The following is a 20,983-nucleotide window of genomic DNA, read 5'->3' on the forward strand; positions in this document are numbered from 1 at the left end:
ACTTAGGTTCAGCCTTTTTTATTGCCAATGATAAACTACCACTAACCACTCCAATTGCTGATAGTTATGAACCTAGAATCTATTTTCGACAATACACTAGAACAACACTACAAAACCGGAAACCAAATAATACTAGGGCTCAGTGGCGGACTTGATTCTCGGGTAATGTTGGAGTTAATGGCGCAGTACTGTCAGAAGAGAAATATTGTGTGTTTTGCTGTCCATGTTCATCATGGCTTAAGCCCTAATGCTGACCATTGGGCGCAGCAGTGTCAAAAGTGGTGTCAGCAACTTAGTGTTGAATTTGTGTTAGAGCGAGTGAGTGTTGTAACAGAAGCTCGAAGCCTTGAAGAGAGTGCCCGTGACGCTCGATACGGGGCATTAAAAAAATACCTTAAGCCCGGTGATCTGCTACTAACAGGGCAGCATGCTGATGACCAACTTGAAACATTTTTCCTAGCACTTAAACGTGGAAGTGGCCCTAAAGGACTTTCATCTATGGCGCAAGTGATGGAGTTTGGCTGCGCAAAGTTGCTGCGTCCACTATTGACGGTTCCTCGTAAAGAGATTGAGCAGTATGCAGGGGAAAAACAAATCGACTGGGTTGAGGACGAGAGCAATCAGGATCAACGCTTTGAGCGCAACTATATTCGTCACTCGGTTACGCCTGCATTAGTCGAACGATGGCCGCATATCAGGCAGTCTATTCAACGTGCAGCCGAACTTTGTTCTGAGCAAGAGTACCTTCTTGATGAACTATTAATCGATAAATATCAGCAGTGCTTGCAGAGCGACGAAAGTCTGAGTATCGAAAAGTTAGAACCGTTAACACCGTCTATCCGCAGCAGAATTATTCGTATGTGGTTAGAGCAAGGGCAACTTCGTATGCCAAGCCGAGAGCAACTGGCTCTGATTTGGCGGGAGGTTGCACTGGCACAGCACGATGCCAATCCGCAACTCCAATTACCTCAAGCTCAAATTCGTCGCTATTTGCGTGGTCTTTATATTGTTCAAGATTGGCAGCCACTCACACTGTGGCAGCAAGAGCTCCAAATTGATAGCCACTGTTTACTGCCTGACTCCTTAGGTACTATCGCCATTGTCAGCTCAACTCATGGCTCCTTGTCTCAAAAAGCATTGGGCCAAAGCAAACTTCGTATCACTTTTAATCCTGAAGGCCTGAGTGCTCACCCAACTGAGCGCGGTCATAGTCGTAAACTGAAAAAATTATTCCAAGAATATGGTGTCCCGAGTTGGTTAAGACGTAGAACACCAATATTGATGTGTGGAGAGCGAGTAGCTGCGGTCGGTGATTTATTTATTGATCGTCAGTTTATAGGTCAGGATTGTGAACTGATCTGGGACAAGCGAAAACGGTTTATGTAAAATTGTATACATAAAAACGTACAAATATTACGGAATTATAAGGAAGAGCAATGAAAAAAGTCGCGATTGGATTGGTATTAGGGATGGGACTACTGAGTGGCAATGTATTGGCTGCGGGTGATGTTGCTGCAGGTCAGGCTAAAGCTGCAATATGTGCGGCTTGTCATGGTGCTGATGGTATAGCTGTGATCCCTGGTTACCCCAACCTAAAAGGTCAAAATGAGCAATATCTAGTGAGTTCTATTAATGCCTATAAGAAAAAAGAGCGCAACGGTGGTCTCGCAGCAGTAATGCAGGCGCAAGCCGCAATGCTAAGTGATGCCGATGTGGCGAATCTAGCCGCATACTACGCAAGCTTGAAATAGTTTACCTATGATTGAAGAGCCCGAGCCATTGTGCTCGGGCTTTTTATTAGTTAGCGAACATGGGATAATAGAGACAATTACAATAGTTTAAGGGAAGAACATGAAAAAGATTGAAGCTATTATCAAGCCATTTAAGTTAGACGACGTGCGTGAAGCACTTGCTGAAGTTGGCATTACAGGTATGACAGTGTCTGAGGTTAAAGGCTTTGGCCGTCAAAAAGGTCATACTGAGCTGTACCGTGGCGCAGAGTATATGGTTGATTTCTTACCTAAGGTAAAGCTTGAAATTGTAGTCACGGATGATGTGGCCGATCAGTGTGTTGATACCATTATCGAAACCGCACAAACAGGCAAAATTGGTGATGGTAAAATCTTTATTACTGATGTCGAGCGTATTGTCCGTATTCGTACGGGTGAAGAAGATGAAGACGCTATCTAATCCAGTGTATTTTTGAGAAGAGCCGTGAGGCTCTTTTTTGTTTAGGCTCGCCAATGAAGAAAATTGTTTACTTAGTTCTTACCGCTCTCGTTTTATCTCTGACCGTAATCATTGGTTATCAGACCGCCTTTAGCTATTCCCAACAAGTGCAATTGACCTCAATTTCAGCTAATCAAGTACACGGCTCTTTACACTGTTACCACAATGAAAAGGCATCTGTGGTGGATAATGGCGGTAGGTTGGAGCTTTTAGTGTGGAATATCTATAAGCAGAATAAGCCCAACTGGCAGGAACGCTTAGCCGAGTTGTCGGAGGGGAAACAGTTGGTGCTGCTGCAGGAATCGAGCATGACAGCTGAACTAACAAAGTGGATTGGCGAACAAGGGTGGTTTGGTAGCCAGGTGGACGCTTTTAAAGCGTTTGACACCTCTGCGGGAGTATTAAATTTATCATTGACGACACCAAGTAAAGCCTGTGCCTACACCGAGTTAGAGCCCTGGCTACGCTTACCTAAATCCGCACTCTATGCGCGCTATCCTTTGTCTTCTGGAGAGCGCTTAGCGGTGGTCAATATTCATGCGATCAACTTTACCTACGGCACTGCTGAATACTATCGCCAGTTACGAACCTTGACTGACGAGCTAGCTAAGCATCAAGGGCCAATTATTGTTGCTGGAGATTTTAATAGTTGGAGTGAAGAGCGGTTTAGCGTGATGTTGAAAGCACTGGCATCATTAGGCTTGCAGGAAGTGTCATACCAGCCAGATCATCGTACTCAGTTTGTTACCGGTTTACCCTTAGACCATGTTTTTTATCGTGGCTTAGTGCTAGAAAAAGCTGAGGCGCCAATCTCTGACGCCTCTGATCATAATCCAATTTTGGTGAGCTTTCACTTAGCTACAGATGGTTAGAATATTAAGATGTAGAGCGCCCAAATTAGGTAGTAGGCAAGCCAAGGTAGTGCGGCAATAACCAGAGCTTGGCCGCGTTCAAATTCAGTCCATGTACCTACCGCAGCATACCCCAAAGCAATGTACCAAGGCAGTAATAGCGGGAATGAACTGGCAAACTGAGACCACTCATTTGTCAGTGGTAGCTTGAGCAATCCGTTCAGGCTATTTAAATCAGCAGCGTAAACCATTACCTGTCCGTGTTTCAACAGCACGCTTACATAGCTTGCCAGATCGCCAATAATCGCCGGGAAGGTAATTACTGCACTGGCGGCAAACCACTTCCAGAACCCATGCTGATGTTGGCTAGGTTTAGTTGCGAGATTGAACCAAAATGCGAGCATTAAAATCGTCAGTGTTCTGCCAACAATATCGCTAATGATTTCACTCGCCATTAAGGTATTGGCTTCGAGCAATTCAATTTGCTGTGGACTGGTTTCTGCGAGTTGGGCTGTCAGCCCTTGTTTTAGCCACTCGAAGTTGACCATGTCAAAGTAAGCACCCCAGAATAAGAAAGGGGACAGAACCAAGAATATATAAGGTTGCCAACCCCAAGCTCCACGTTGATATAGTGCTAAGAAACATGCGCTAGGCGAACGGAAAATATCGACTAGCATAACTAACGGGTTACTTGACGGGTTCATACACTTACCTTAGTTACGTCAACATACAGCTTAAGCTTTTGACCTGGCTTAAGGTATTTCTGTCTGTTGAGATCATTCCATTTAACAATGTCGTTTGATTTCACTTTAAACTTGCTCGCAATACCACTGATTGTGTCACCACTACGCACGTTGTAGAAAACAGTACGGATGATAGCGCCATCTGAGTTGTTCTTCCAAATCACTAGTTTTTGGCCAACTCTCAAGGTGTCTCTTGGACCCATGCCGTTCCACTTTGCCAGTGATTGATGAGAGACTTTGTTGGCACGAGCGATAGACCATAAGTTGTCGCCCGAGCGAACTGTATGGGTGAGCTTGTATTTGCCTCGAGATTTGGCTTGAGTGTTGGCTAAACGGTTGGATGCGCTTAGAGCATAAGCTTTATCATCACGCGTTGACGTCGGGATCATAAGGTGTTGGCCAACACGAATATTGTTACCGCTTAGGTTATTAGCGCTGCGAATCACTTTTGCTGTGGTATTGTACTTTTGCGCCAACACACTCAAACTATCGCCCGATTTCACCTTGTAACGAACGACCTTCATACCCTTACCACGGTTTTCATTAATCGCGTTATTAAACTGAGCTATGCTACTTGTTGGTAACAGCAGTTGATGCGGGCCATCTGGAGCCGTGGCCCACTGATTGTAGGCGGGGTTCAAGCTCTGAAGCTGTTTAACACTAATACCGGCATAGTTAGCTGCAATGGCTAAATCAAGTTGCTCTTTCGGATCGACCAGCTCAACCACGGGCTTGTTGGTAATCGTCGGAATATTGATCCCATACTTTTCCTGATTAGCCACTACATCCGCAAGCGCAAGAAGCTTAGGTACATAGCTACTGGTTTCTTTTGGTAAGTCTAGCGAGAAGAAGTCAGTAGGTTTACCAAGTTTAGTATTTTTACGGATTGCACTGGATACTCGACCACCACCACTATTATAGGCAGCGATGGCGTGAGTCCACTCACCATCAAAACGCTTATTGAGATAGGTAAGGTAATCTAGGGCGGCGTCGGTTGAAGCGGCGACGTCACGGCGACCATCATACCAAAAGTTTTGCTTAAGGCCTTGTTGCTTGCCCGTGCCAGGAACAAATTGCCATAGCCCTGCCGCACTGCCATGTGAGTAGGCAAATGCATCAAAAGAGCTTTCAACCACAGGTAAAAGAGCCAACTCTAAAGGCATGTTACGCTGCTCTATTTTCTCGGTAATAAGATACAAGAATGGTTCGGCACGTTGTGAAACAGTTTTTAGGTGATTGGGGTGTTTTAGGTACCACGTACGATAGTAGTCAACGAGTTTGTGGTCAGGGATAGGCATCTCTAATTGCATAGCGATACGCTGCCAGACATCTTGCTGTGTCTGTGGAGTCACCACTGGCTCGGTTTTGACTATGGGTTTCGCTGATTGAGCGCTATGCTCAGTTTGCTTGATTGTTGGATTGTTTGTTTCTGGAGAGACGGCTTCTCCGGAATCAGTCGGCTGGGTAAGCTGACAACCTGATAATAATAGTGCTAATACCCAGCTGTGTTTTAATCGCATTGCACAGCCCTTTTTTTACTTGGCTGCTGATAATACTTGTCCCAATTAGTAGGTGACAAGCAGCAATTCGTTAAAATTCGTTCTTCCACTCACGTAATGCGCTAAAAATCGCGAGTGAATCGCTTTCAACTGTGCGATTTGCCACACTTCGGATGACAGATTGTTGGTCTGTACGTAAGAAAGGGTTGATCCATTTTTCGCGACGTATCGTTGTTGGTAGCGTGGGTTTGTTCTGTGCTCGTAGGCGATTGACCTCATCACGGTATTGCTGAAGTAACTCATTATCGGGTTCGACAGCAAGGGCAAACGCAACATTACTCGCGGTGTATTCGTGTGCGCAGTAAACCTCAGTTTCTTCAGGCAATGCGGCAAGCTTGGACAGTGAGGTATGCATCTGCTCCATTGTGCCTTCAAATACTCGTCCGCAGCCAGCAGAGAAGAGTACATCACCGCAGAAAAGCTTGCCGTCACCCACATAACCAATATGACCTCGCGTATGGCCTTCTAAACCGAGTACAAAAAACATCTCGTCAAATAACTCGATTTGATCGCCCGCCTCCACTGCGTGCGTCAAAGTCGGCACGGGTTCATTAGCAGGGCCGACAACATCGACATCAGGAAATTGTCTCACTAGCTCAGGGATACCACCAATATGGTCATTGTGATGGTGGGTAATCAAAATCGCTTCTAAACTCAATTTATGCTGTTTTAGATAAGCTAAAACAGGCGCACAGTCACCTGGGTCAACAACAGCACAACGGCGATCGCTATTTTCAATCAGCCAGATGTAATTATCATTAAATGCAGGTATGCTTTTGATATTCAACATGGTTGTGTCTCCAGTATATTGGTCAACAGACGCTTGGGTGAAGCAGTTAACTATGAAGCCAGCACGTAGCAGTAAAAAGCTTGAAAAGCCTCATTCATGGTCTCAGTTAAAAAATGGTCAGTGGGTCAGTGAGTCTATTCAAACCCGCGTCGACGAATGGTGCCCTAAGCTATTCGGTTATCATTTACTAAAACTGGGTGGGTTGAGCTGCGAGTTAACCAGTTTCAACTGTAATATTCAACATCAAGTTAATCTAGATATCCAGAACCCATTACATAATGTAATTGCAGATGGCTACGATTTGCCGTTTTTAGAGAAAAGTTTTGATGCGGTCTTGATGGTTCATCAACTTGATTACTGTAACGATCCGCACCGAATGTTACGTGAAGTCGATAGGGTGGTCATTGACGATGGTTATTTGATCATTACGGGTTTTAATCCAATTAGCCTCACTGGGTTGGCAAGCTTGATGCCGTGGCGTAAAAATGCTCTTCCCTGGAGTGGCAGAATGTTTACTCCTAACCGAGTGAAGGATTGGTTGGGGCTTATGAATTATCAAGTGATTGAGTGTGACAGTTATGCGCTGTTTCCGATGCAAAAGTACCGCACGATGTGGACATGGCTAGAAAACAGTATAGGTGACTGGGCGTCACCTATGGGAAGTTTGTATTTTATTGTTGCCCGTAAGCGAACCTACCCACTTAAACCTATTAAGCCTCATTGGAAGTTAAAGCGAAAATTGACGCCATTAGGCGTCAATTACAAGATTTCGAATAAGCAAAGTCACCAAGATTAGTTTGGAATATATCCACTGTCTTCTTCGCTAGGGTTCTCTGCGGCGGCGCGTGCTAATTCGTCACACATCTCATTTTCGCGATGACCTGCATGGCCTTTTACCCAGCGCCAGTCGATGGTGTGGCGTTGAGTTTCTTTATCGAGTGCTTGCCAAAGGTCAGCATTTTTAACTGGCTTTTTATCTGCGGTTTTCCAACCACGTTTTTTCCAGTTATGAATCCATTGAGTAATGCCTTGGCGAACGTATTGGCTATCTGTGGTTAAGATGACATCACAGGGTTCTTTTAGTGTTTGCAGTGCGACTATGGTCGCTAGCATCTCCATACGGTTGTTGGTGGTTAGCGTATAACCTTTGGCTAAAGTCTTTTCGGTTTGTTTATAGCGTAGTACAACACCATAGCCACCCGGACCAGGGTTACCTAGGCAAGAACCATCAGTGAAAATTTCCACCTGTTTCGTCATGATTTGATACTATTGGGTTAAGCACATTATTGGCATAGTCTGACACATATTTTGTTATGAATACTAGCAACAATTCGAATCAACACCGTATCGTGGTACTCGATACCGAAACCACAGGTATGAACCGTGAAGGTGGACCACATTACCAAGGGCATCGCATTATCGAGATCGGTGCGGTGGAAATTATCAACCGTAAACTGACAGGTCGACACTTTCACGTTTACATTAAGCCCGATCGAGAAATTCAGCCTGATGCGGTTGAAGTTCACGGTATTACCGATGAGTTTTTGGTGGATAAGCCAGAATACCAATACGTTCACAATGAGTTTTTAGAGTTCATTAAAGGGGCAGAGCTGGTTGCTCACAACGCGTCCTTCGATGTCGGCTTTATGGATCATGAATTTGGTATGCTCAATTCACAGATCGGCAAAACCGTTGACTACTGTAAGGTGACCGATACGCTGGCTATGGCGAAGAAAATCTTCCCGGGCAAGCGAAACAATCTTGATGTCCTCTGTGACCGGTATGGTATCGATAACTCGCATCGTACGCTACACGGAGCATTGCTCGATGCGGAGATTCTTGCCGACGTCTACCTGTTGATGACAGGTGGGCAAACCTCATTGCAATTCAATGCGGGAAGCTCAAGTGAGGGGGGGGAAGCCATAAAACGTGCCTCCAGCGGACGAAAAGTGCTAAAGGTTTTGCGTGCAAGCGCCGATGAAATAGAAGCCCACCAAAGTAGATTAGATATCGTCGAGAAAAGCGGAAGCTGTCTCTGGCGTCAATAGGAGAAAGGATGTTGAGGATTTGGATTGCCATTGTCGCTATTTTGTTTAGCGCGTTAGGTTATAGCGCTGAAGAGTCCTCTATGTCTCTATTAGACAACCGTTTTCGCGTCGACCCCTCGATCAAAAAAATTACTTTCGTGATTTACCGAGCGAAAAGGTCTCAGCCTGTGGTTCTTGTCAGACCTGATGGTAAAAAGTATTACGCATGGCGCAGCCCGGACAATGTGCGTTGGTATCAAGAGTCGTCAATGGACATTGTTTCTATTGATAATCCCATGCCTGGACCTTGGCAGGCGATTGGTAAAGTCACACCGAAAAATAAAATTAAAATGATATCTCATCTTGAGCTTTCTACTGACAAGATGCCAAGCCGGCTTTATCAAGGTGAATCGATTAAGTTTAATGCACGTCTGACATCAAATGATCAACCGCTGGTACTACGTGATTTTCTAGATCGCGTTAAGCTGAAGGTGACGTTTACCAAGTACATCGAAAATGAAGATGAACTTATTAAAGAAGCCAAGCCTGTTCCAGAAGTTATCGGCGAGTTTGCCGATGATGGACAAAATTTGGATGAGGTGGCGGGTGACGGCATTTTTACTGTTTCTTTGCCAATTACCAGTGCACCAGGTAAATATCGAGTAAGAGTTACCTCTGGTAATGGGGTGTTTTTACGGGCACAAGAGCAAGAGGTGCTTGTCTACCCGACACCATTACAGACGACTTTTATTCAGTCTCGTGACGCTATGAGTCCAAATAAAATAATTATCGCAGGTGAGCAGGGAATGATTTTGCCTGGTTCAATTGCAGGGCGCATTGAACATACTTCGCCTGAAGGACAGTTAATATCGGTACAAGGTTCGGCAGAGGCAGAGAGCAACAAGCTTGAGTTAGAGATTCCTTACAGCGAAACCATTGGCCTTTATACGTGGACAGGAGAAGCATTTGCAACTGAAATGGGCTCTGAACGACCACTAATTTTCCAGATGACAGAGCATTCGTATAGCGTCGTTGCTGAAGTGGATATGGCGGAGACTCGCCGACTACAGGAAGAGGAACGCCTCATACAGCAAAAACGTTTAGAAGAACTGCAATTAATTCAGATGCGAGAAGAAAAACGCACGCGTACCATGATTATTATCGGCGTGGGTAATGTAGTGATGATTCTTCTTGGTTTAGTGGTATGGTTTGTTATGCGTAAACTGAAAGCTAGCAAACAAGCAATTCCTGAGATGCAGTTGGAAATGCCGAAGAAGTAATGGCGTTATTTGATGCACATTATAAAATTCTGAGACTAAAAAGGGCTGCAGAGCAGCCCTTCGTCATAGCAGTTATCTTTACGCGACTTCATCCATTTTTGAACAAAGCTGCGGTTGCGGCTTTGCTGCCAGTTCTTCCGGACTAAAGTCATCGACGTTGATTACATACAAGCGCTGCACTTCAGCTTCACGCAGTAACGTCGCTTCGTTGGCATCAATAATACCTTTTTCTAAACCAATAGCAGCGACTTCATCCAAACGTAGGAATGGGCGGCGCTTATCTGTCTCTTTACAGATTTTGTCGAACACGGGCTCAGCTTGAAGGATGATTTCAAGCGCTTGTTCGATACGACCAACGGCATTGAATTCACTTGCCGCAAAGTACTGGTTACGGCCAATTCGAGAGCGAGTTTCACTCGGTGTCTGTAAGATCTGAGCAACTTGGCTATCGAGCTTATCGCTTGGCGTTTGACGTACGCGACCAAATGGTAAGATTAATAGGCGTAATGCTTTGCCCAACCACTTGTTCGGGAAGTTGGCTAAGAACTCGTCTACGGCAAGCTCAGTCTGCTTGAGACTATCTTGCAACCCCCAATGTACTAGTGGTAGATCCTCTGTATGACGTCCATCACTTTCGTAACGCTTTAAGGTAGCTGAACCTAGATATAGTTGGCTCAAAATATCACCTAGACGTGCAGACAGACGTTCCTTGCGTTTCAGGGAACCACCTAAAACAGCCATTGAAATGTCTGATAGGAGTGCAATATTTGCACTGTAGCGGTTTAGTTGCTGGTAGTAGCGAGTAGTTGAGTCTTTGACTGGTGCATCTGAGAAGCGGCCATCGGTTAGACCAAGCCAGAAACTACGAACTAGGTTACTCATAGCAAAGCTCACGTGTCCTGCCAATGCTGAGTCAAACTTGTCTAGGGCGTCAGATGCTTCAGAGTAGGCCGCGTTCATTTCTTCTAAAACAAAAGGATGACAACGAATTGCCCCTTGGCCGTAGATAATCATAGAACGAGTCAGAATATTTGCTCCTTCTACCGTAACCGCTATGGGTGCACCTTGATACCCACGCGCAAGGAAGTTCGATGGCCCCATACAGATCCCTTTACCACCGAGGATATCCATGGCATCAATAACGCTGTGTTGCATTCTGTGGGTACAGTGGTATTTCACGATCGCAGAGATGACTGAAGGCTTTTCTCCCAAGTCGATACCTGCCACGGTTAGAGTGCTGGCAGCATCCATAACATAAGCGTTACCACCTAATCGTGCTAATGGCTCTTCAACCCCTTCCATATGACCAATTGGTTGTTTGAATTGGCGACGGATTCGAGCGTAAGCGCCAGTTGCCAGCGCTGCGGTTTTAATTCCACCAGTCGAGTTTGAAGGTAGCGTGATACCACGGCCAACAGACAGGCACTCAACCAGCATACGCCAGCCTTGTCCTGCCATTTTTGGGCCGCCAATGATAAAGTCGAGCGGAACAAATAAATCTTCACCACGAGTCGGGCCATTTTGGAAGGGCACATTGAGTGGGAAGTGGCGATTACCTATCTCGACACCTTTCAGGTGGGTGGGAACGAGCGCGCAAGTGATGCCAAGATCTGGCTTGTCACCAAGCAAGCCTTCTGGATCGCGCAGTTTAAATGCTAAGCCAAGTACAGTGGCAACAGGAGCAAGAGTAATGTAACGCTTGTTCCACGTTAGGCGCATACCCAGCACCTCTTTACCTTCCCATTGACCTTTACACACCACGCCAAAATCTGGAATTGAACCAGCATCAGATCCAGCTTCTGGGCTAGTTAAAGCAAAGCATGGAATTTCTTTGCCTTCGGCAAGACGAGGCAAGTAATGATCTTTTTGCTCTGTAGTACCATAGTGTTGCAGAAGCTCGCCTGGCCCTAATGAGTTGGGAACACCAACGGTAGAAGAAAGCACGCTTGAAACACCGGTTAGCTTTTGCAGCACTAATGATTGAGCGTAAGCGGAGAACTCAAGGCCACCATATTTTTTCTTAATGATCATGGCAAAGAACTTGTTGTCTTTTAGGAATTGCCAAACTTCAGGTGGTAGGTCGGCTAATTCGTGTGTGACTTTATAGTCATTCACCATAGCGCAAACTTCGTTAACCGGGCCGTCTAAGAAGGCTTGTTCTTCAGCACTGAGTTGCGGTGTCTGGATGCTGTGCAGTTTTTTCCAGTCAGGTTTACCTTTAAACAGCTCAGCTTCCCACCAAACCGTACCCGCATCGAGTGCTTCTTTCTCAGTCTGAGACATTGCAGGAAGCACTTTTTTAAACAGCTCAAGCGCTTTTTTGCTGATCAGTGATTGTCTGATAGATGGGACTGCGAGGATTGTTATTGCGGCAATAAATAGAATCCAACTAAGTGAGCCTGCAGTCCCTAAAATAGAGAGTACAACCATGGTGGCAGTAAGAGCAGCGATTGACAGTGACAGTGAGCTGCGATGATATAAGCAGGTCGCAAGTACTGCAGTAAAGCCAAGTATAGAGAGCAAGATGTCCATATGTATGTTCCTTTATTACGGCGAAATGTGTTCTGTTTTATGCCGATAACACGTAAGAGGTCTAACCAGTTAAGTGTAATCAAAATATTAACAAAATGTAAAACGGGTAATTGCTTAAAAAGTGATCCAAGTAGAGTGAAAAGTCTAAAAATGATGGGCTATGCGGATTTTGTGAACCAAGATTTGCACCAAAGCGGGAATTGTTATCAGTCAGCTATCGACAGTGAGAATTGTTTGAGTAAACTCTGTAGATAACGTTTTCTGCTTTTACGCAGAGCCCTTTATTACAAAAATTAGAGATAAACCTATGTACCAGGACCTGATTAAAAACGAACTGACCGAAGCTGCTGATGTTCTGAATAAGTTTTTAAGTGATGAGACCAACATTGCTCAGATCGAAGCCGCGGCAAAAATGCTGGCGGATTCATTTAAGCAAGGTGGTAAAGTACTTTCTTGTGGTAATGGTGGTTCACACTGTGATGCGATGCATTTTGCGGAAGAGCTGACAGGTCGTTACCGTGAAAATCGTCCTGGCTTACCAGGTATTGCTATTTCTGATCCAAGCCATTTGTCTTGCGTCAGTAATGATTTTGGTTATGAGTATGTGTTCTCTCGTTATGTGGAAGCGGTGGGAGCTAAGGGTGATGTACTATTTGGTTTATCGACTTCTGGCAACTCAGGCAATATTCTGAAAGCGATCGATGCTGCTAAAGCGAAAGGGATGAAGACCATTGCACTTACAGGCAAAGATGGCGGGAAAATGGCGGGCCTAGCGGATATCGAAATTCGTGTTCCACACTTTGGCTATGCAGATCGAATTCAAGAGATCCATATTAAGATTATCCACATAGTGATCCAATTGATCGAAAAAGAAATGGAAAAGTAATTTTCCGAATGGTTTAAACCGTATCCGTATTTTAGGCGGGTACGGTTGTTTTAACAGGGAGCTTTTTAAACCATGTGTGAATTGCTCGGAATGAGCGCCAATGTACCAACCGATATCTGTTTTAGCTTTACTGGGCTAATGCAACGTGGCGGAAATACAGGTCCGCACCGTGACGGTTGGGGAATTACCTTCTACGAGGGCAAGGGCTTTCGTAACTTTAAAGATCCAAATCCAAGCTGCGATTCAAAGATCGCAGAGCTTGTACAGAATTATCCGATCAAAAGCTGTGCGGTGATCAGTCATATTCGTCAGGCTAATCGTGGTGCGGTAAACCTTGAAAATACGCATCCGTTTACTCGTGAGCTTTGGGGCCGTTACTGGACCTTTGCGCACAATGGTCAATTAAGTGATTACCAAGACTTCGCGACTGGACGTCATCGCCCTGTTGGTCAAACCGACAGTGAGCTTTCGTTCTGTTGGCTACTAAAACAAATGGAAGACAAGTACCCGCAGCCGCCTCAAGACATGGTGGGCGTGTTCCGATTTATTGCCCACTGCTGCGATAAGTTACGTGAAAAAGGGGTATTTAACTTGTTGCTGTCTGATGGTGAGTATGTCATGACTTACTGTACCAATCATTTGTATTGGATTACTCGTCGCGCACCGTTTGGTAAAGCGTCGCTGATTGACGAAGATGTAGAAATCAACTTTCAAGAAGAGACAACACCCAATGATGTCGTTTCGGTCATAGCAACCCAGCCACTGACTGACAACGAAACTTGGCACCGGATGAAACCGGGTGAGTTTGGTATTTTCCACTTTGGTGAATTGATTGATGGCAATGCTGACGAGCTGGGCAATGTGGCTTTTGCACCAAAGAAGGTTAAAAGTCAGGCGCCAACTGAGCCGTTGGAGTAATAGAATCGCTCCGCTCTGAGATCGGGCTACGCCCGCGAGAATGTAGAATGCTTCGCTCCGAGAACGGACTCCGTCCTTCGAGAGGCGAACGTTATAGCTGCTGAGTAGGTATCTGATACAGAGTTTTTATGAGGGACTTACGTCTAAAATAAAGAAAAAAGGTGACGCCTTAACGTCAACCTTCCAAAGTTTTCTCGCTTCTCGCTTCTCGCTTCTCGCTTCTCGCTTCTCGCTTCTCGCTTCTCGCTCGCAATAAAAGGCCGATGTCTCCATCGGCCTTCTGTATTTCTAGGAGCTAGCTTACGCTAGCTGATCTTTAACATGCTCAACGATATCAGCCATCGCGACAGCGGTTTTCTCACCAGATCTGCGGTTCTTGTACTCGAAGTTGCCTTCTTTCATTGAACGGTCGCCAATCACGATAGTATGAGGAACACCAATTAGCTCCATATCAGAGAACATTACGCCTGGGCGCTCTTTACGGTCATCGAATAAGACTTCAATGCCCATTGCCGTCAGTTCAGCGTACAGCTTCTCAGCCGCTTGTTTCACTTCTTCTGACTTGTGCATGTTCATTGGTACAATAGCTACTTGGAAAGGTGCAAGTGCGTCTGGCCAGATGATACCGTACTTATCGTGGTTCTGTTCAATTGCTGACGCCACAACACGAGAAACACCGATACCGTAACAGCCCATCTCTAGGATAACGTTTTTACCGTCTGGACCAAGAACGCCACAGTTCATTGCTTGAGAGTAAACGTTACCTAGTTGGAAGATATGGCCTACTTCGATACCACGTTTCAGGGCGATGGTACCTTTACCACAAGGGCTTGGATCGCCTTCAACCACATTACGTAAGTCTTCAACTTGGCCAAGCTCAACATCACGACCCCAGTTGATACCGAAGTAGTGCTTGTCATCTACGTTAGCGCCTGCGCCAAAGTCACTCATTACAGCAACAGTGCGGTCAACGATGAATGGCAGTTTAAGGCCAACTGGGCCTAGTGAGCCTGGACCTGCACCGATTAGAGCGCGAATCTCTTCTTCTGTTGCCATCTCTAGAGGAGTTGCAACCTGAGGAAGGTTTTCCGCTTTCACTTCGTTCAGTTCGTGGTCGCCACGGATGATTAGCGCAATTAGGTCAGCGTCAACGTCATCAGACGCTTTAACAAATAGAGTCTTAACCGTCTTTTCAACTGGTAACTCAAACTGTTCAACAAGTTCAGCAATTGTTTTCGCGTTTGGCGTGTCAACTAGCGTCATCTCTTGAGTTGGAGCTGCAGCTTCGTCAGCCAGAGCGAGTGCTTCGGCTTTTTCGATGTTCGCTGCGTAATCAGACTCAGTAGAGAAGGCGATTAGGTCTTCACCGCTTTCCGCGAGTACGTGGAACTCTTGAGAACCGCTACCACCTATCGCACCTGAGTCAGCCAGTACAGGGCGATACTCAAGTCCCATGCGGTCGAAGGCTTTACAGTAAGCATCGTGCATTGCATCGTAAGACTTCTGTAGACCTTCTTTATCGATATCAAAGCTGTATGCATCCATCATGCAGAATTCACGTGCACGCATTACGCCAAAACGTGGGCGACGCTCATCGCGGAACTTAGTTTGGATTTGGTACAGGTTTAGCGGAAGCTGTTTGTACGAACTCACTTCGTTGCGCACTAGGCTAGTGATTACTTCTTCAGCGGTAGGGCTAAGAACAAACGGACGAGTGTGACGGTCAGTAAAGCGAAGTAGCTCAGGACCCATCTTCTCGCTGCGGCCTGTCTCTTCCCATAGTTCAAACGGCTGAACAACGGGCATCAATGTTTCGACTGCGCCTGCATTGTCGATCTCTTGACGAACGATGTTTTCGACTTTACGCAGTACACGTAGACCAGTAGGTAGCCAGGTGTAGAGACCTGAAGCCAGCTTACGGATCATACCTGCACGTAGCATGAGCTGGTGGCTCACTACTTCTGCGTCGTTTGGAGTCTCCTTCAGAGTAGAAAGAAGATAATTACTGGTACGCATTTAACTTATCCGTTTATTAAAGTTAGATACTCAAGCCAGAATGGACAGGAGTATGGAAGTCCCACGAGGGGAAAATTGTTAGCCGCTTATAATATCAGCCAAATGCCATTGTCAAAAGCCTTCAATCGCAGTAACCGTTATTAAGTTATCGTTAACGGTGAACTTCACATTTAGATCGAACAAATTTACCGCATATTCTTTGCTGTCTGGCTTGTTCTTTTTGTACGCAGGACGAGGGTCTTGTGCTAAAACCTGCTCAATCACTGTCTTTTGATAGTCAAGATATCCGCGGGTTTCTAACTGCTCTGTGGCTATTGACGAGAACAGAACTTGAGACTCTTCTGGTTCCGTTTCAGCGTAGCTTGCCAGCGCTTGAGGAATAGAGTCTGAATAAGGGATATACGGCTTGATGTCGATGATGGGGGTACCATCGACCAAATCGACATTGCCAAGATCGAGATAGATCTGATCGCCTTGCTTTGTGATTCCTTTTATTTCAACCGCTGACATTCCAATCCCATTGGGTCTAAATGTCGAACGAGAAGCAAATACACCTACACGCTGATTGCCACCCAGTCGAGGTGGTCTGACAGTAGGCTTCCATCCCGCCGCTAAATTCTGGTCAAACAGAAACAATAACCAAGCATGGGAGAATTGCTCCAACCCGCGCACCGCTTCGGGACTATTCGCCTCTCCAACTAGCTTTACTCGCGAGCGAGCAGCGGGTACTAAGCTCGGTTGCCGAGGAACGGCGAACTTCTCTTTATATGGGCTTTCAATAAAACCGATTGGCTCTACGGAATACATCTCTTTTCTCTCAAATTGGTGAAGTAGAAAAGTATCACAAAAAAGAGTAGCAAATCTTGTTGATAATGATTATTATTTAAAATGTTATAACATAACATTTTAAATTGAGGTAATTATGCAACCCAACATTCATCCTGAGTACAGAGCGGTGGTTTTCCATGATACAAGCATTGATGAGTATTTCCTTATCGGTTCGACATTACAAACTGACCGCACTATTGAGTGGAAAGATGGCAAAACCTACCCGTACTTTACGATTGAAGTCTCTTCAAAGTCCCACCCTTTCTACACAGGTAAACAGCGTGTCATTCATCAGGAAGGCCGTGTCGCTAACTTTAAGCGTCGATTTGGTCAGTTTTCTAAAGGAGGCGAGTAAATGAAGGTCGTAAAATCTCTTAAGAGCGCTAAAAATCGCCATCCTGATTGTCAAATCGTCAAGAGAAGAGGGCGTCTGTACGTTATCTGCAAAACCAATCCAAGATTTAAAGCGGTGCAAAAGTAGCCTCCATTCTCAAACGGATAAAGCTCTCATTTTTGACTATCGCAGTTTGAGACTTTTCCCCTGCTATTAAACCATCAGAGTGCTCGGCTATAGATAAGCGTTGTTTATGCCTCTCTTTGGTGGTTGAGTTTCCTCCTTATACCAATCAACGACTTAAAGGTCATTAAATAAACAGAATGAATGTATTTATATAAATTATAATTCTGTCATTTGGTTTTGTTTTAGTGATATTTGCTAATTATTTGTGCAAAACCCGTTAAATAATATGATTCATTACACACTTTGTAACATTATGCATTTCTAACTGAGTGTTTTGTCGAGTACCCTGCGCTGGCATTTTGAACATTTTTGTCACATTTGCACAGGAATAACTACAAGGAGGGAACAGATGAGTTCATCTGCTTCAATTAAACAAAATTCACCGAAGAAGCCACTATTTACGCGCTTCTTAGACGCTGTTGAATATTTGGGGAACCTATTGCCCCATCCCATCACACTTTTCGCCATCTTCTGTTTAGCAATCTTAGTGCTATCTGGTATTGCCGGTTACTTTGAAGTTTCTGTTATTGACCCACGTCCTGAAGGCGCGAAAGGTCGTGCAGCAGACGGCATGATTCACGTTGTCAGCTTATTAAATGCTGATGGCTTGGAGTTAATCGTTACTAACTTAGTGAAAAACTTTGTTGGCTTCGCACCATTAGGTACTGTACTAGTTGCAATGCTAGGTGTCGCGATTGCTGAACACTCTGGCCTATTGTCAGCGGCAATGCGTGGTATGGTCATGGGCGCATCTAAGCGCATGGTAACGGTAACGGTTGTATTCGCAGGTATCATTTCTAATACTGCATCTGAGCTAGGTTATGTGGTACTTATCCCGCTAGCAGCGATGCTATTTCACTCCTTAGGTCGTCACCCTCTCGCAGGTCTTGCTGCGGCATTTGCGGGTGTATCTGGTGGTTACTCTGCAAACCTGCTGATCGGTACTGTTGACCCATTGCTTTCTGGTATTACAGAAACTGCAGCGCAAATGATCGATCCAACTTACACTGTAGGACCAGAAGTTAACTGGTACTTCATGTTTGTGTCGACTTTCTTCATTGCAATCACTGGTGCTTTTGTTACTGAAAAAATCGTTGAGCCGAAATTAGGCAAATACAATGATGAGGAAGCGTCAGAAGATTTGTCTAACGACTCTATGGGTAAACTAAAAGACATTGAAAAGAAAGCTCTTAAGCTAGCGGGCCTTGCTGTACTGGTTGTATCTGCATTACTTGCATGGACTGTGGTTCCAGCCGACGGTATTTTGCGTTCTGATTCAGGGACAATCGCTGGCTCACCATTCCTGAAGAGTATTGTTGCCTTTATCTTTGTCTTTTTTGCAGTACCGGGCTTTGTTTACGGTAAAGTTGTCGGTACGATGAAGACGGATCGCGACGTAATCGATGCTATGGCGAAGTCGATGTCTTCTATGGGCATGTACATCGTATTGGTATTCTTTGCGGCTCAGTTTGTTGCATTCTTCAAGTGGACTAACTTTGGTCAAGTCTTTGCGGTTGCAGGTGCAAGCTTCCTGCAAGAGATTGGTCTAACTGGGCCAATGCTGTTCTTTGCTTTCATTCTTATGTGTGGCTTCATTAACTTAATGATTGGTTCTGCTTCTGCGCAGTGGGCAGTGACAGCACCTATCTTTGTACCAATGTTAATGCTAGTGGGCTACGCACCAGAGACCATTCAGGCGGCCTACCGTATCGGTGACTCTACAACAAACATCATCACACCTATGATGAGCTATTTTGGTCTTATTCTTGCTGTAGCAACACGTTACATGAAAAACCTAGGTATCGGTACGTTAATCGCAACCATGTTACCTTACTCAATCTGCTTCATCATCGGTTGGAGTTTACTGTTCTACATTTGGGTGTTTATCTTGGGTCTACCTGTAGGTCCAGGTGCGGCAACGTACTATACGCCTTAATAATACGTATTTTACTGAATGATTTGGCCGGAGCGTATTGTTCCGGCTTTTTTGTATATTAAGGTTTTCCGTTGCTCTTTGATAAGTTGACAAGTGATAGCGGTGAACTTTACTTACCTTTGTAGCTGTATGCTTTGGAGGTGAAATGGTGATTCAAACTCAGTGCACTCTGGTATCAAGTTTTGCTCAAGCTAATCTTAGCCTCTAAGTATGCTTAACGAGTATGAATAAGCAATGGGTTTTATCCATATTGGTTTGGTTGTGCTCTTTTCAGGCATTGAGTTCAACCTCTATTCAGCTAGTAACGCTTGACTACCCACCCTATATAGTTAGTAAAAAAGGGGAGCTAACAGGCGTGGCGGTAGAGCTAGTTGAAGCAGTATTTGATGAGCTCAATGTGCCGATCACCATAGAAGTGTTACCTTGGGCAAGAGCACTGAGTAATGTTGAATTTGGCCGTGCAGACGCTATCTTTACCGCTTTTAAAAATCCGACCCGCGAGAAATTCGCCGATTATAGTCATGAGATATTATTTACCCAGAATATTAGTCTAGTAGTGAAAGCCAACAGCAAAATCAGTAGCTATGATTTTTTAGTTCGTGACGTGTCAGATATCGCTATTTGCGCGGTCAATCGAGTCAGTTACGGCAAAAAGATGGACGCCTTACTGGCTAACGGTCGCTTTAGACTCGTATTTTGGCGTAATCGCACCGAAGATTGTGCTCGCTTGGTCAGGACGGGGCGTGCTGATGTTTGGGTCAATAATGATTTTGGTGCGCGGAGTATTCTTGCCAGCGAACAAATGGAAGAGGTATTAGAGATCCTTTCGCCTCCAATCGAGGCAACGCCAAGCTATATCGCTTTTTCCAAACTGCGCCAACACCAGTGGCTGAGAGATAGATTTGATCAGGTGTTAAGGGAGATGAAAGATGATGGGCGCTACGAGATGATTATTGACAACTACTTCGATGGGCTAAAAACCGAGAACAAATAATAGGGCTGATGCAATGTCAGCCCTGTTCGTAATCATTAGTGCAGGCGAGTAATTACCAACCCTTTACTACGCCGCCTTTGAATATGTCAGAAGCCGCTGAGTAAACTTCTTCAGTTTGGTAAGACTTAACAAAGTTCTGTACGTTTTCTGCTTGCGCATTATCTTCGCGTGACACGATAAGGTTTACGTATGGAGACTCTTTGTCTTCAACAAATACACCGTCTTTTTGTGGCGTTAGGTTGATAGAGCTTGCGTAAGTCGTGTTGATAACAGAAAGCGCAACGTCATCTAGAGAGCGTGGTAGCTGTGCAGCATCTAGCTCAACAATAGTAATGTTTTTCGGGTTTTCAACGATGTCACGTACTGTCGCTAGTAGACCAACGTTTTCACGCAGTTTCAGCAGACCCTGTTGCTCAAGCAGAAGCAGTGAACGACCTAGGTTTGTTGGATCGTTAGGTACTGCGATACGTGCTCCATCTTGAATCTCATCAACTGATTTCACTTGCTTAGAGTAACCCGCGATTGGGTACACAAAAGTGTTACCAGCAATCGTCAGTTTGTAACCGCGATCGGTAACTTGCTGATCTAGGTATGGCTTGTGTTGGAACGCGTTGAGGTCAATCGAGCCGTCGTCTAGCGCTGCGTTTGGAGTCACGTAATCAGTAAATGTTACTAGCTCTACATTTAGGCCGTATTTTTCTTTAGCGACTTTAGCCGCAACTTCAGCAACTTGTGCTTCTGCACCTGCCATTACACCAACTTTGATTTTGCTGGTATCGGCTTCTTTTTCGCCACAGCCTGCTAGTACTAATGCTGATGCAGCAGCTGCGATAGTCAGTAGACCTTTAAAACTGAATTTCATCACTATCTCCTT

Annotated in this window: 21 protein-coding genes; 13 read left to right on the top strand and 8 right to left on the bottom strand. The window is 45.1% G+C overall.

The window, feature by feature from the left end:
* The first annotated feature begins 66 nt into the window (after positions 1-66).
* The 4 genes from tilS (at position 67) to APB76_RS04720 (ending at position 3,101) form a co-directional block, all read left to right on the top strand.
* Positions 67-1,386 (top strand): tRNA lysidine(34) synthetase TilS, encoded by a 1,320-nt coding sequence (tilS, locus tag APB76_RS04705; protein ID WP_054961970.1) that lies wholly within the window; start codon positions 67-69, stop codon positions 1,384-1,386.
* 50 nt (positions 1,387-1,436) lie between these two features.
* On the top strand, positions 1,437-1,751 hold the full coding sequence (locus tag APB76_RS04710; RefSeq protein ID WP_049842789.1) for a c-type cytochrome: 315 nt from the start codon (positions 1,437-1,439) through the stop codon (positions 1,749-1,751).
* Positions 1,752-1,851: 100 nt separating this feature from the next.
* Entirely contained in the window at positions 1,852-2,190 is a 339-nt protein-coding gene (gene glnB / locus APB76_RS04715) for a nitrogen regulatory protein P-II (protein WP_004744805.1), read from the top strand.
* 53 nt (positions 2,191-2,243) lie between these two features.
* Entirely contained in the window at positions 2,244-3,101 is an 858-nt protein-coding gene (locus APB76_RS04720) for an endonuclease/exonuclease/phosphatase family protein (protein ID WP_054961969.1), read from the top strand.
* Here APB76_RS04720 and APB76_RS04725 read toward each other — a convergent pair.
* The 3 genes from APB76_RS04725 to gloB form a co-directional block, all read right to left on the bottom strand.
* A complete protein-coding gene (locus APB76_RS04725; RefSeq protein ID WP_054961968.1) occupies positions 3,098-3,784 on the bottom strand; it encodes a YIP1 family protein in 687 nt (228 codons plus the stop codon). The two genes, APB76_RS04720 and APB76_RS04725, sit on opposite strands and share 4 nt — an antisense overlap.
* Positions 3,781-5,343: a lytic transglycosylase gene (locus tag APB76_RS04730; protein ID WP_054961967.1), complete on the bottom strand. Its 1,563-nt coding sequence runs from the start codon at positions 5,341-5,343 to the stop codon at positions 3,781-3,783. Before APB76_RS04730 ends, APB76_RS04725 begins: the two co-directional genes overlap by 4 nt.
* Positions 5,344-5,413: 70 nt before the next feature.
* Positions 5,414-6,172, bottom strand: a complete 759-nt coding sequence (gene gloB / locus APB76_RS04735) for a hydroxyacylglutathione hydrolase (protein WP_049842785.1) — start codon at positions 6,170-6,172, stop codon at positions 5,414-5,416.
* A 52-nt stretch (positions 6,173-6,224) separates the two neighbouring features.
* Between gloB and APB76_RS04740 the strand changes: the two genes are divergently transcribed.
* Positions 6,225-6,968 (top strand): class I SAM-dependent methyltransferase, encoded by a 744-nt coding sequence (locus APB76_RS04740; protein ID WP_049842932.1) that lies wholly within the window; start codon positions 6,225-6,227, stop codon positions 6,966-6,968.
* Here APB76_RS04740 and rnhA read toward each other — a convergent pair.
* On the bottom strand, positions 6,965-7,429 hold the full coding sequence (rnhA, locus tag APB76_RS04745) for a ribonuclease HI (RefSeq protein ID WP_049842784.1): 465 nt from the start codon (positions 7,427-7,429) through the stop codon (positions 6,965-6,967). The genes APB76_RS04740 and rnhA overlap by 4 nt on opposite strands.
* A 56-nt stretch (positions 7,430-7,485) precedes the next feature.
* On the opposite strand from rnhA, the gene dnaQ reads away from it, so the two are divergent.
* A complete protein-coding gene (gene dnaQ, locus APB76_RS04750) occupies positions 7,486-8,220 on the top strand; it encodes a DNA polymerase III subunit epsilon (RefSeq protein WP_054961966.1) in 735 nt (244 codons plus the stop codon).
* A gap of 8 nt (positions 8,221-8,228) precedes the next feature.
* Positions 8,229-9,479, top strand: a complete 1,251-nt coding sequence (locus APB76_RS04755; RefSeq protein ID WP_054961965.1) for a TIGR03503 family protein — start codon at positions 8,229-8,231, stop codon at positions 9,477-9,479.
* Positions 9,480-9,557: 78 nt separating this feature from the next.
* Here APB76_RS04755 and fadE read toward each other — a convergent pair whose 3' ends face one another.
* Positions 9,558-12,011 carry an acyl-CoA dehydrogenase FadE gene (fadE, locus tag APB76_RS04760; protein ID WP_054961964.1) on the bottom strand — a complete coding sequence of 818 codons (2,454 nt, stop codon included), beginning with the start codon at positions 12,009-12,011 and terminating at the stop codon, positions 9,558-9,560.
* 307 nt (positions 12,012-12,318) lie between these two features.
* Between fadE and lpcA the strand changes: the two genes are divergently transcribed.
* Both lpcA and APB76_RS04770 read left to right on the top strand, forming a co-directional pair.
* Positions 12,319-12,897 (top strand): D-sedoheptulose 7-phosphate isomerase, encoded by a 579-nt coding sequence (lpcA, locus tag APB76_RS04765; protein ID WP_049842780.1) that lies wholly within the window; start codon positions 12,319-12,321, stop codon positions 12,895-12,897.
* Positions 12,898-12,969: 72 nt separating this feature from the next.
* Positions 12,970-13,815: a class II glutamine amidotransferase gene (locus APB76_RS04770; protein ID WP_054961963.1), complete on the top strand. Its 846-nt coding sequence runs from the start codon at positions 12,970-12,972 to the stop codon at positions 13,813-13,815.
* Between the two features lie 300 nt (positions 13,816-14,115).
* Here the strand turns inward: APB76_RS04770 and APB76_RS04775 are convergent, their stop codons facing one another.
* A complete protein-coding gene (locus tag APB76_RS04775; RefSeq protein ID WP_054961962.1) occupies positions 14,116-15,831 on the bottom strand; it encodes a proline--tRNA ligase in 1,716 nt (571 codons plus the stop codon).
* Between the two features lie 111 nt (positions 15,832-15,942).
* A complete protein-coding gene (tsaA, locus tag APB76_RS04780; RefSeq protein ID WP_049845406.1) occupies positions 15,943-16,638 on the bottom strand; it encodes a tRNA (N6-threonylcarbamoyladenosine(37)-N6)-methyltransferase TrmO in 696 nt (231 codons plus the stop codon).
* 115 nt (positions 16,639-16,753) lie between these two features.
* Here tsaA and APB76_RS04785 point away from each other — a divergent pair, with 115 nt between their 5' ends.
* The 4 genes from APB76_RS04785 (at position 16,754) to APB76_RS04800 (ending at position 20,109) form a co-directional block, all read left to right on the top strand.
* On the top strand, positions 16,754-17,014 hold the full coding sequence (locus APB76_RS04785; protein ID WP_049845407.1) for a type B 50S ribosomal protein L31: 261 nt from the start codon (positions 16,754-16,756) through the stop codon (positions 17,012-17,014).
* On the top strand, positions 17,015-17,140 hold the full coding sequence (gene ykgO, locus APB76_RS04790; protein ID WP_004744821.1) for a type B 50S ribosomal protein L36: 126 nt from the start codon (positions 17,015-17,017) through the stop codon (positions 17,138-17,140).
* Between the two features lie 388 nt (positions 17,141-17,528).
* Positions 17,529-19,115: an AbgT family transporter gene (locus APB76_RS04795; RefSeq protein ID WP_049845408.1), complete on the top strand. Its 1,587-nt coding sequence runs from the start codon at positions 17,529-17,531 to the stop codon at positions 19,113-19,115.
* Positions 19,116-19,338: 223 nt separating this feature from the next.
* Positions 19,339-20,109, top strand: coding sequence for a substrate-binding periplasmic protein (locus APB76_RS04800; protein ID WP_049845409.1), 771 nt, complete (start codon positions 19,339-19,341; stop codon positions 20,107-20,109).
* A 52-nt stretch (positions 20,110-20,161) separates the two neighbouring features.
* Here APB76_RS04800 and APB76_RS04805 read toward each other — a convergent pair whose 3' ends face one another.
* The gene (locus tag APB76_RS04805) at positions 20,162-20,971 is read right to left on the bottom strand and encodes a MetQ/NlpA family lipoprotein (RefSeq protein ID WP_049845410.1); all 810 of its coding nucleotides are present in this window, start codon (positions 20,969-20,971) and stop codon (positions 20,162-20,164) included.
* Positions 20,972-20,983: the final 12 nt, after the last annotated feature.

This window comes from Vibrio bivalvicida (genome assembly GCF_001399455.2).
Classification (GTDB): Bacteria; Pseudomonadota; Gammaproteobacteria; order Enterobacterales; family Vibrionaceae; genus Vibrio; species Vibrio bivalvicida.

Bases quoted from the DNA above. Each gene is read 5' to 3' on its own strand.
- tilS (WP_054961970.1), top strand. From the start codon at position 67: ATGAACCTAGAATCTATTTTCGACAATACACTAGAACAACACTACAAA.
- APB76_RS04710 (WP_049842789.1), top strand. From the start codon at position 1,437: ATGAAAAAAGTCGCGATTGGATTGGTATTAGGGATGGGACTACTGAGT.
- glnB (WP_004744805.1), top strand. From the start codon at position 1,852: ATGAAAAAGATTGAAGCTATTATCAAGCCATTTAAGTTAGACGACGTG.
- APB76_RS04720 (WP_054961969.1), top strand. From the start codon at position 2,244: ATGAAGAAAATTGTTTACTTAGTTCTTACCGCTCTCGTTTTATCTCTG.
- APB76_RS04725 (WP_054961968.1), bottom strand. From the start codon at position 3,784: ATGAACCCGTCAAGTAACCCGTTAGTTATGCTAGTCGATATTTTCCGT.
- APB76_RS04730 (WP_054961967.1), bottom strand. From the start codon at position 5,343: ATGCGATTAAAACACAGCTGGGTATTAGCACTATTATTATCAGGTTGT.
- gloB (WP_049842785.1), bottom strand. From the start codon at position 6,172: ATGTTGAATATCAAAAGCATACCTGCATTTAATGATAATTACATCTGG.
- APB76_RS04740 (WP_049842932.1), top strand. From the start codon at position 6,225: ATGAAGCCAGCACGTAGCAGTAAAAAGCTTGAAAAGCCTCATTCATGG.
- rnhA (WP_049842784.1), bottom strand. From the start codon at position 7,429: ATGACGAAACAGGTGGAAATTTTCACTGATGGTTCTTGCCTAGGTAAC.
- dnaQ (WP_054961966.1), top strand. From the start codon at position 7,486: ATGAATACTAGCAACAATTCGAATCAACACCGTATCGTGGTACTCGAT.
- APB76_RS04755 (WP_054961965.1), top strand. From the start codon at position 8,229: ATGTTGAGGATTTGGATTGCCATTGTCGCTATTTTGTTTAGCGCGTTA.
- fadE (WP_054961964.1), bottom strand. From the start codon at position 12,011: ATGGACATCTTGCTCTCTATACTTGGCTTTACTGCAGTACTTGCGACC.
- lpcA (WP_049842780.1), top strand. From the start codon at position 12,319: ATGTACCAGGACCTGATTAAAAACGAACTGACCGAAGCTGCTGATGTT.
- APB76_RS04770 (WP_054961963.1), top strand. From the start codon at position 12,970: ATGTGTGAATTGCTCGGAATGAGCGCCAATGTACCAACCGATATCTGT.
- APB76_RS04775 (WP_054961962.1), bottom strand. From the start codon at position 15,831: ATGCGTACCAGTAATTATCTTCTTTCTACTCTGAAGGAGACTCCAAAC.
- tsaA (WP_049845406.1), bottom strand. From the start codon at position 16,638: ATGTATTCCGTAGAGCCAATCGGTTTTATTGAAAGCCCATATAAAGAG.
- APB76_RS04785 (WP_049845407.1), top strand. From the start codon at position 16,754: ATGCAACCCAACATTCATCCTGAGTACAGAGCGGTGGTTTTCCATGAT.
- ykgO (WP_004744821.1), top strand. From the start codon at position 17,015: ATGAAGGTCGTAAAATCTCTTAAGAGCGCTAAAAATCGCCATCCTGAT.
- APB76_RS04795 (WP_049845408.1), top strand. From the start codon at position 17,529: ATGAGTTCATCTGCTTCAATTAAACAAAATTCACCGAAGAAGCCACTA.
- APB76_RS04800 (WP_049845409.1), top strand. From the start codon at position 19,339: ATGAATAAGCAATGGGTTTTATCCATATTGGTTTGGTTGTGCTCTTTT.
- APB76_RS04805 (WP_049845410.1), bottom strand. From the start codon at position 20,971: ATGAAATTCAGTTTTAAAGGTCTACTGACTATCGCAGCTGCTGCATCA.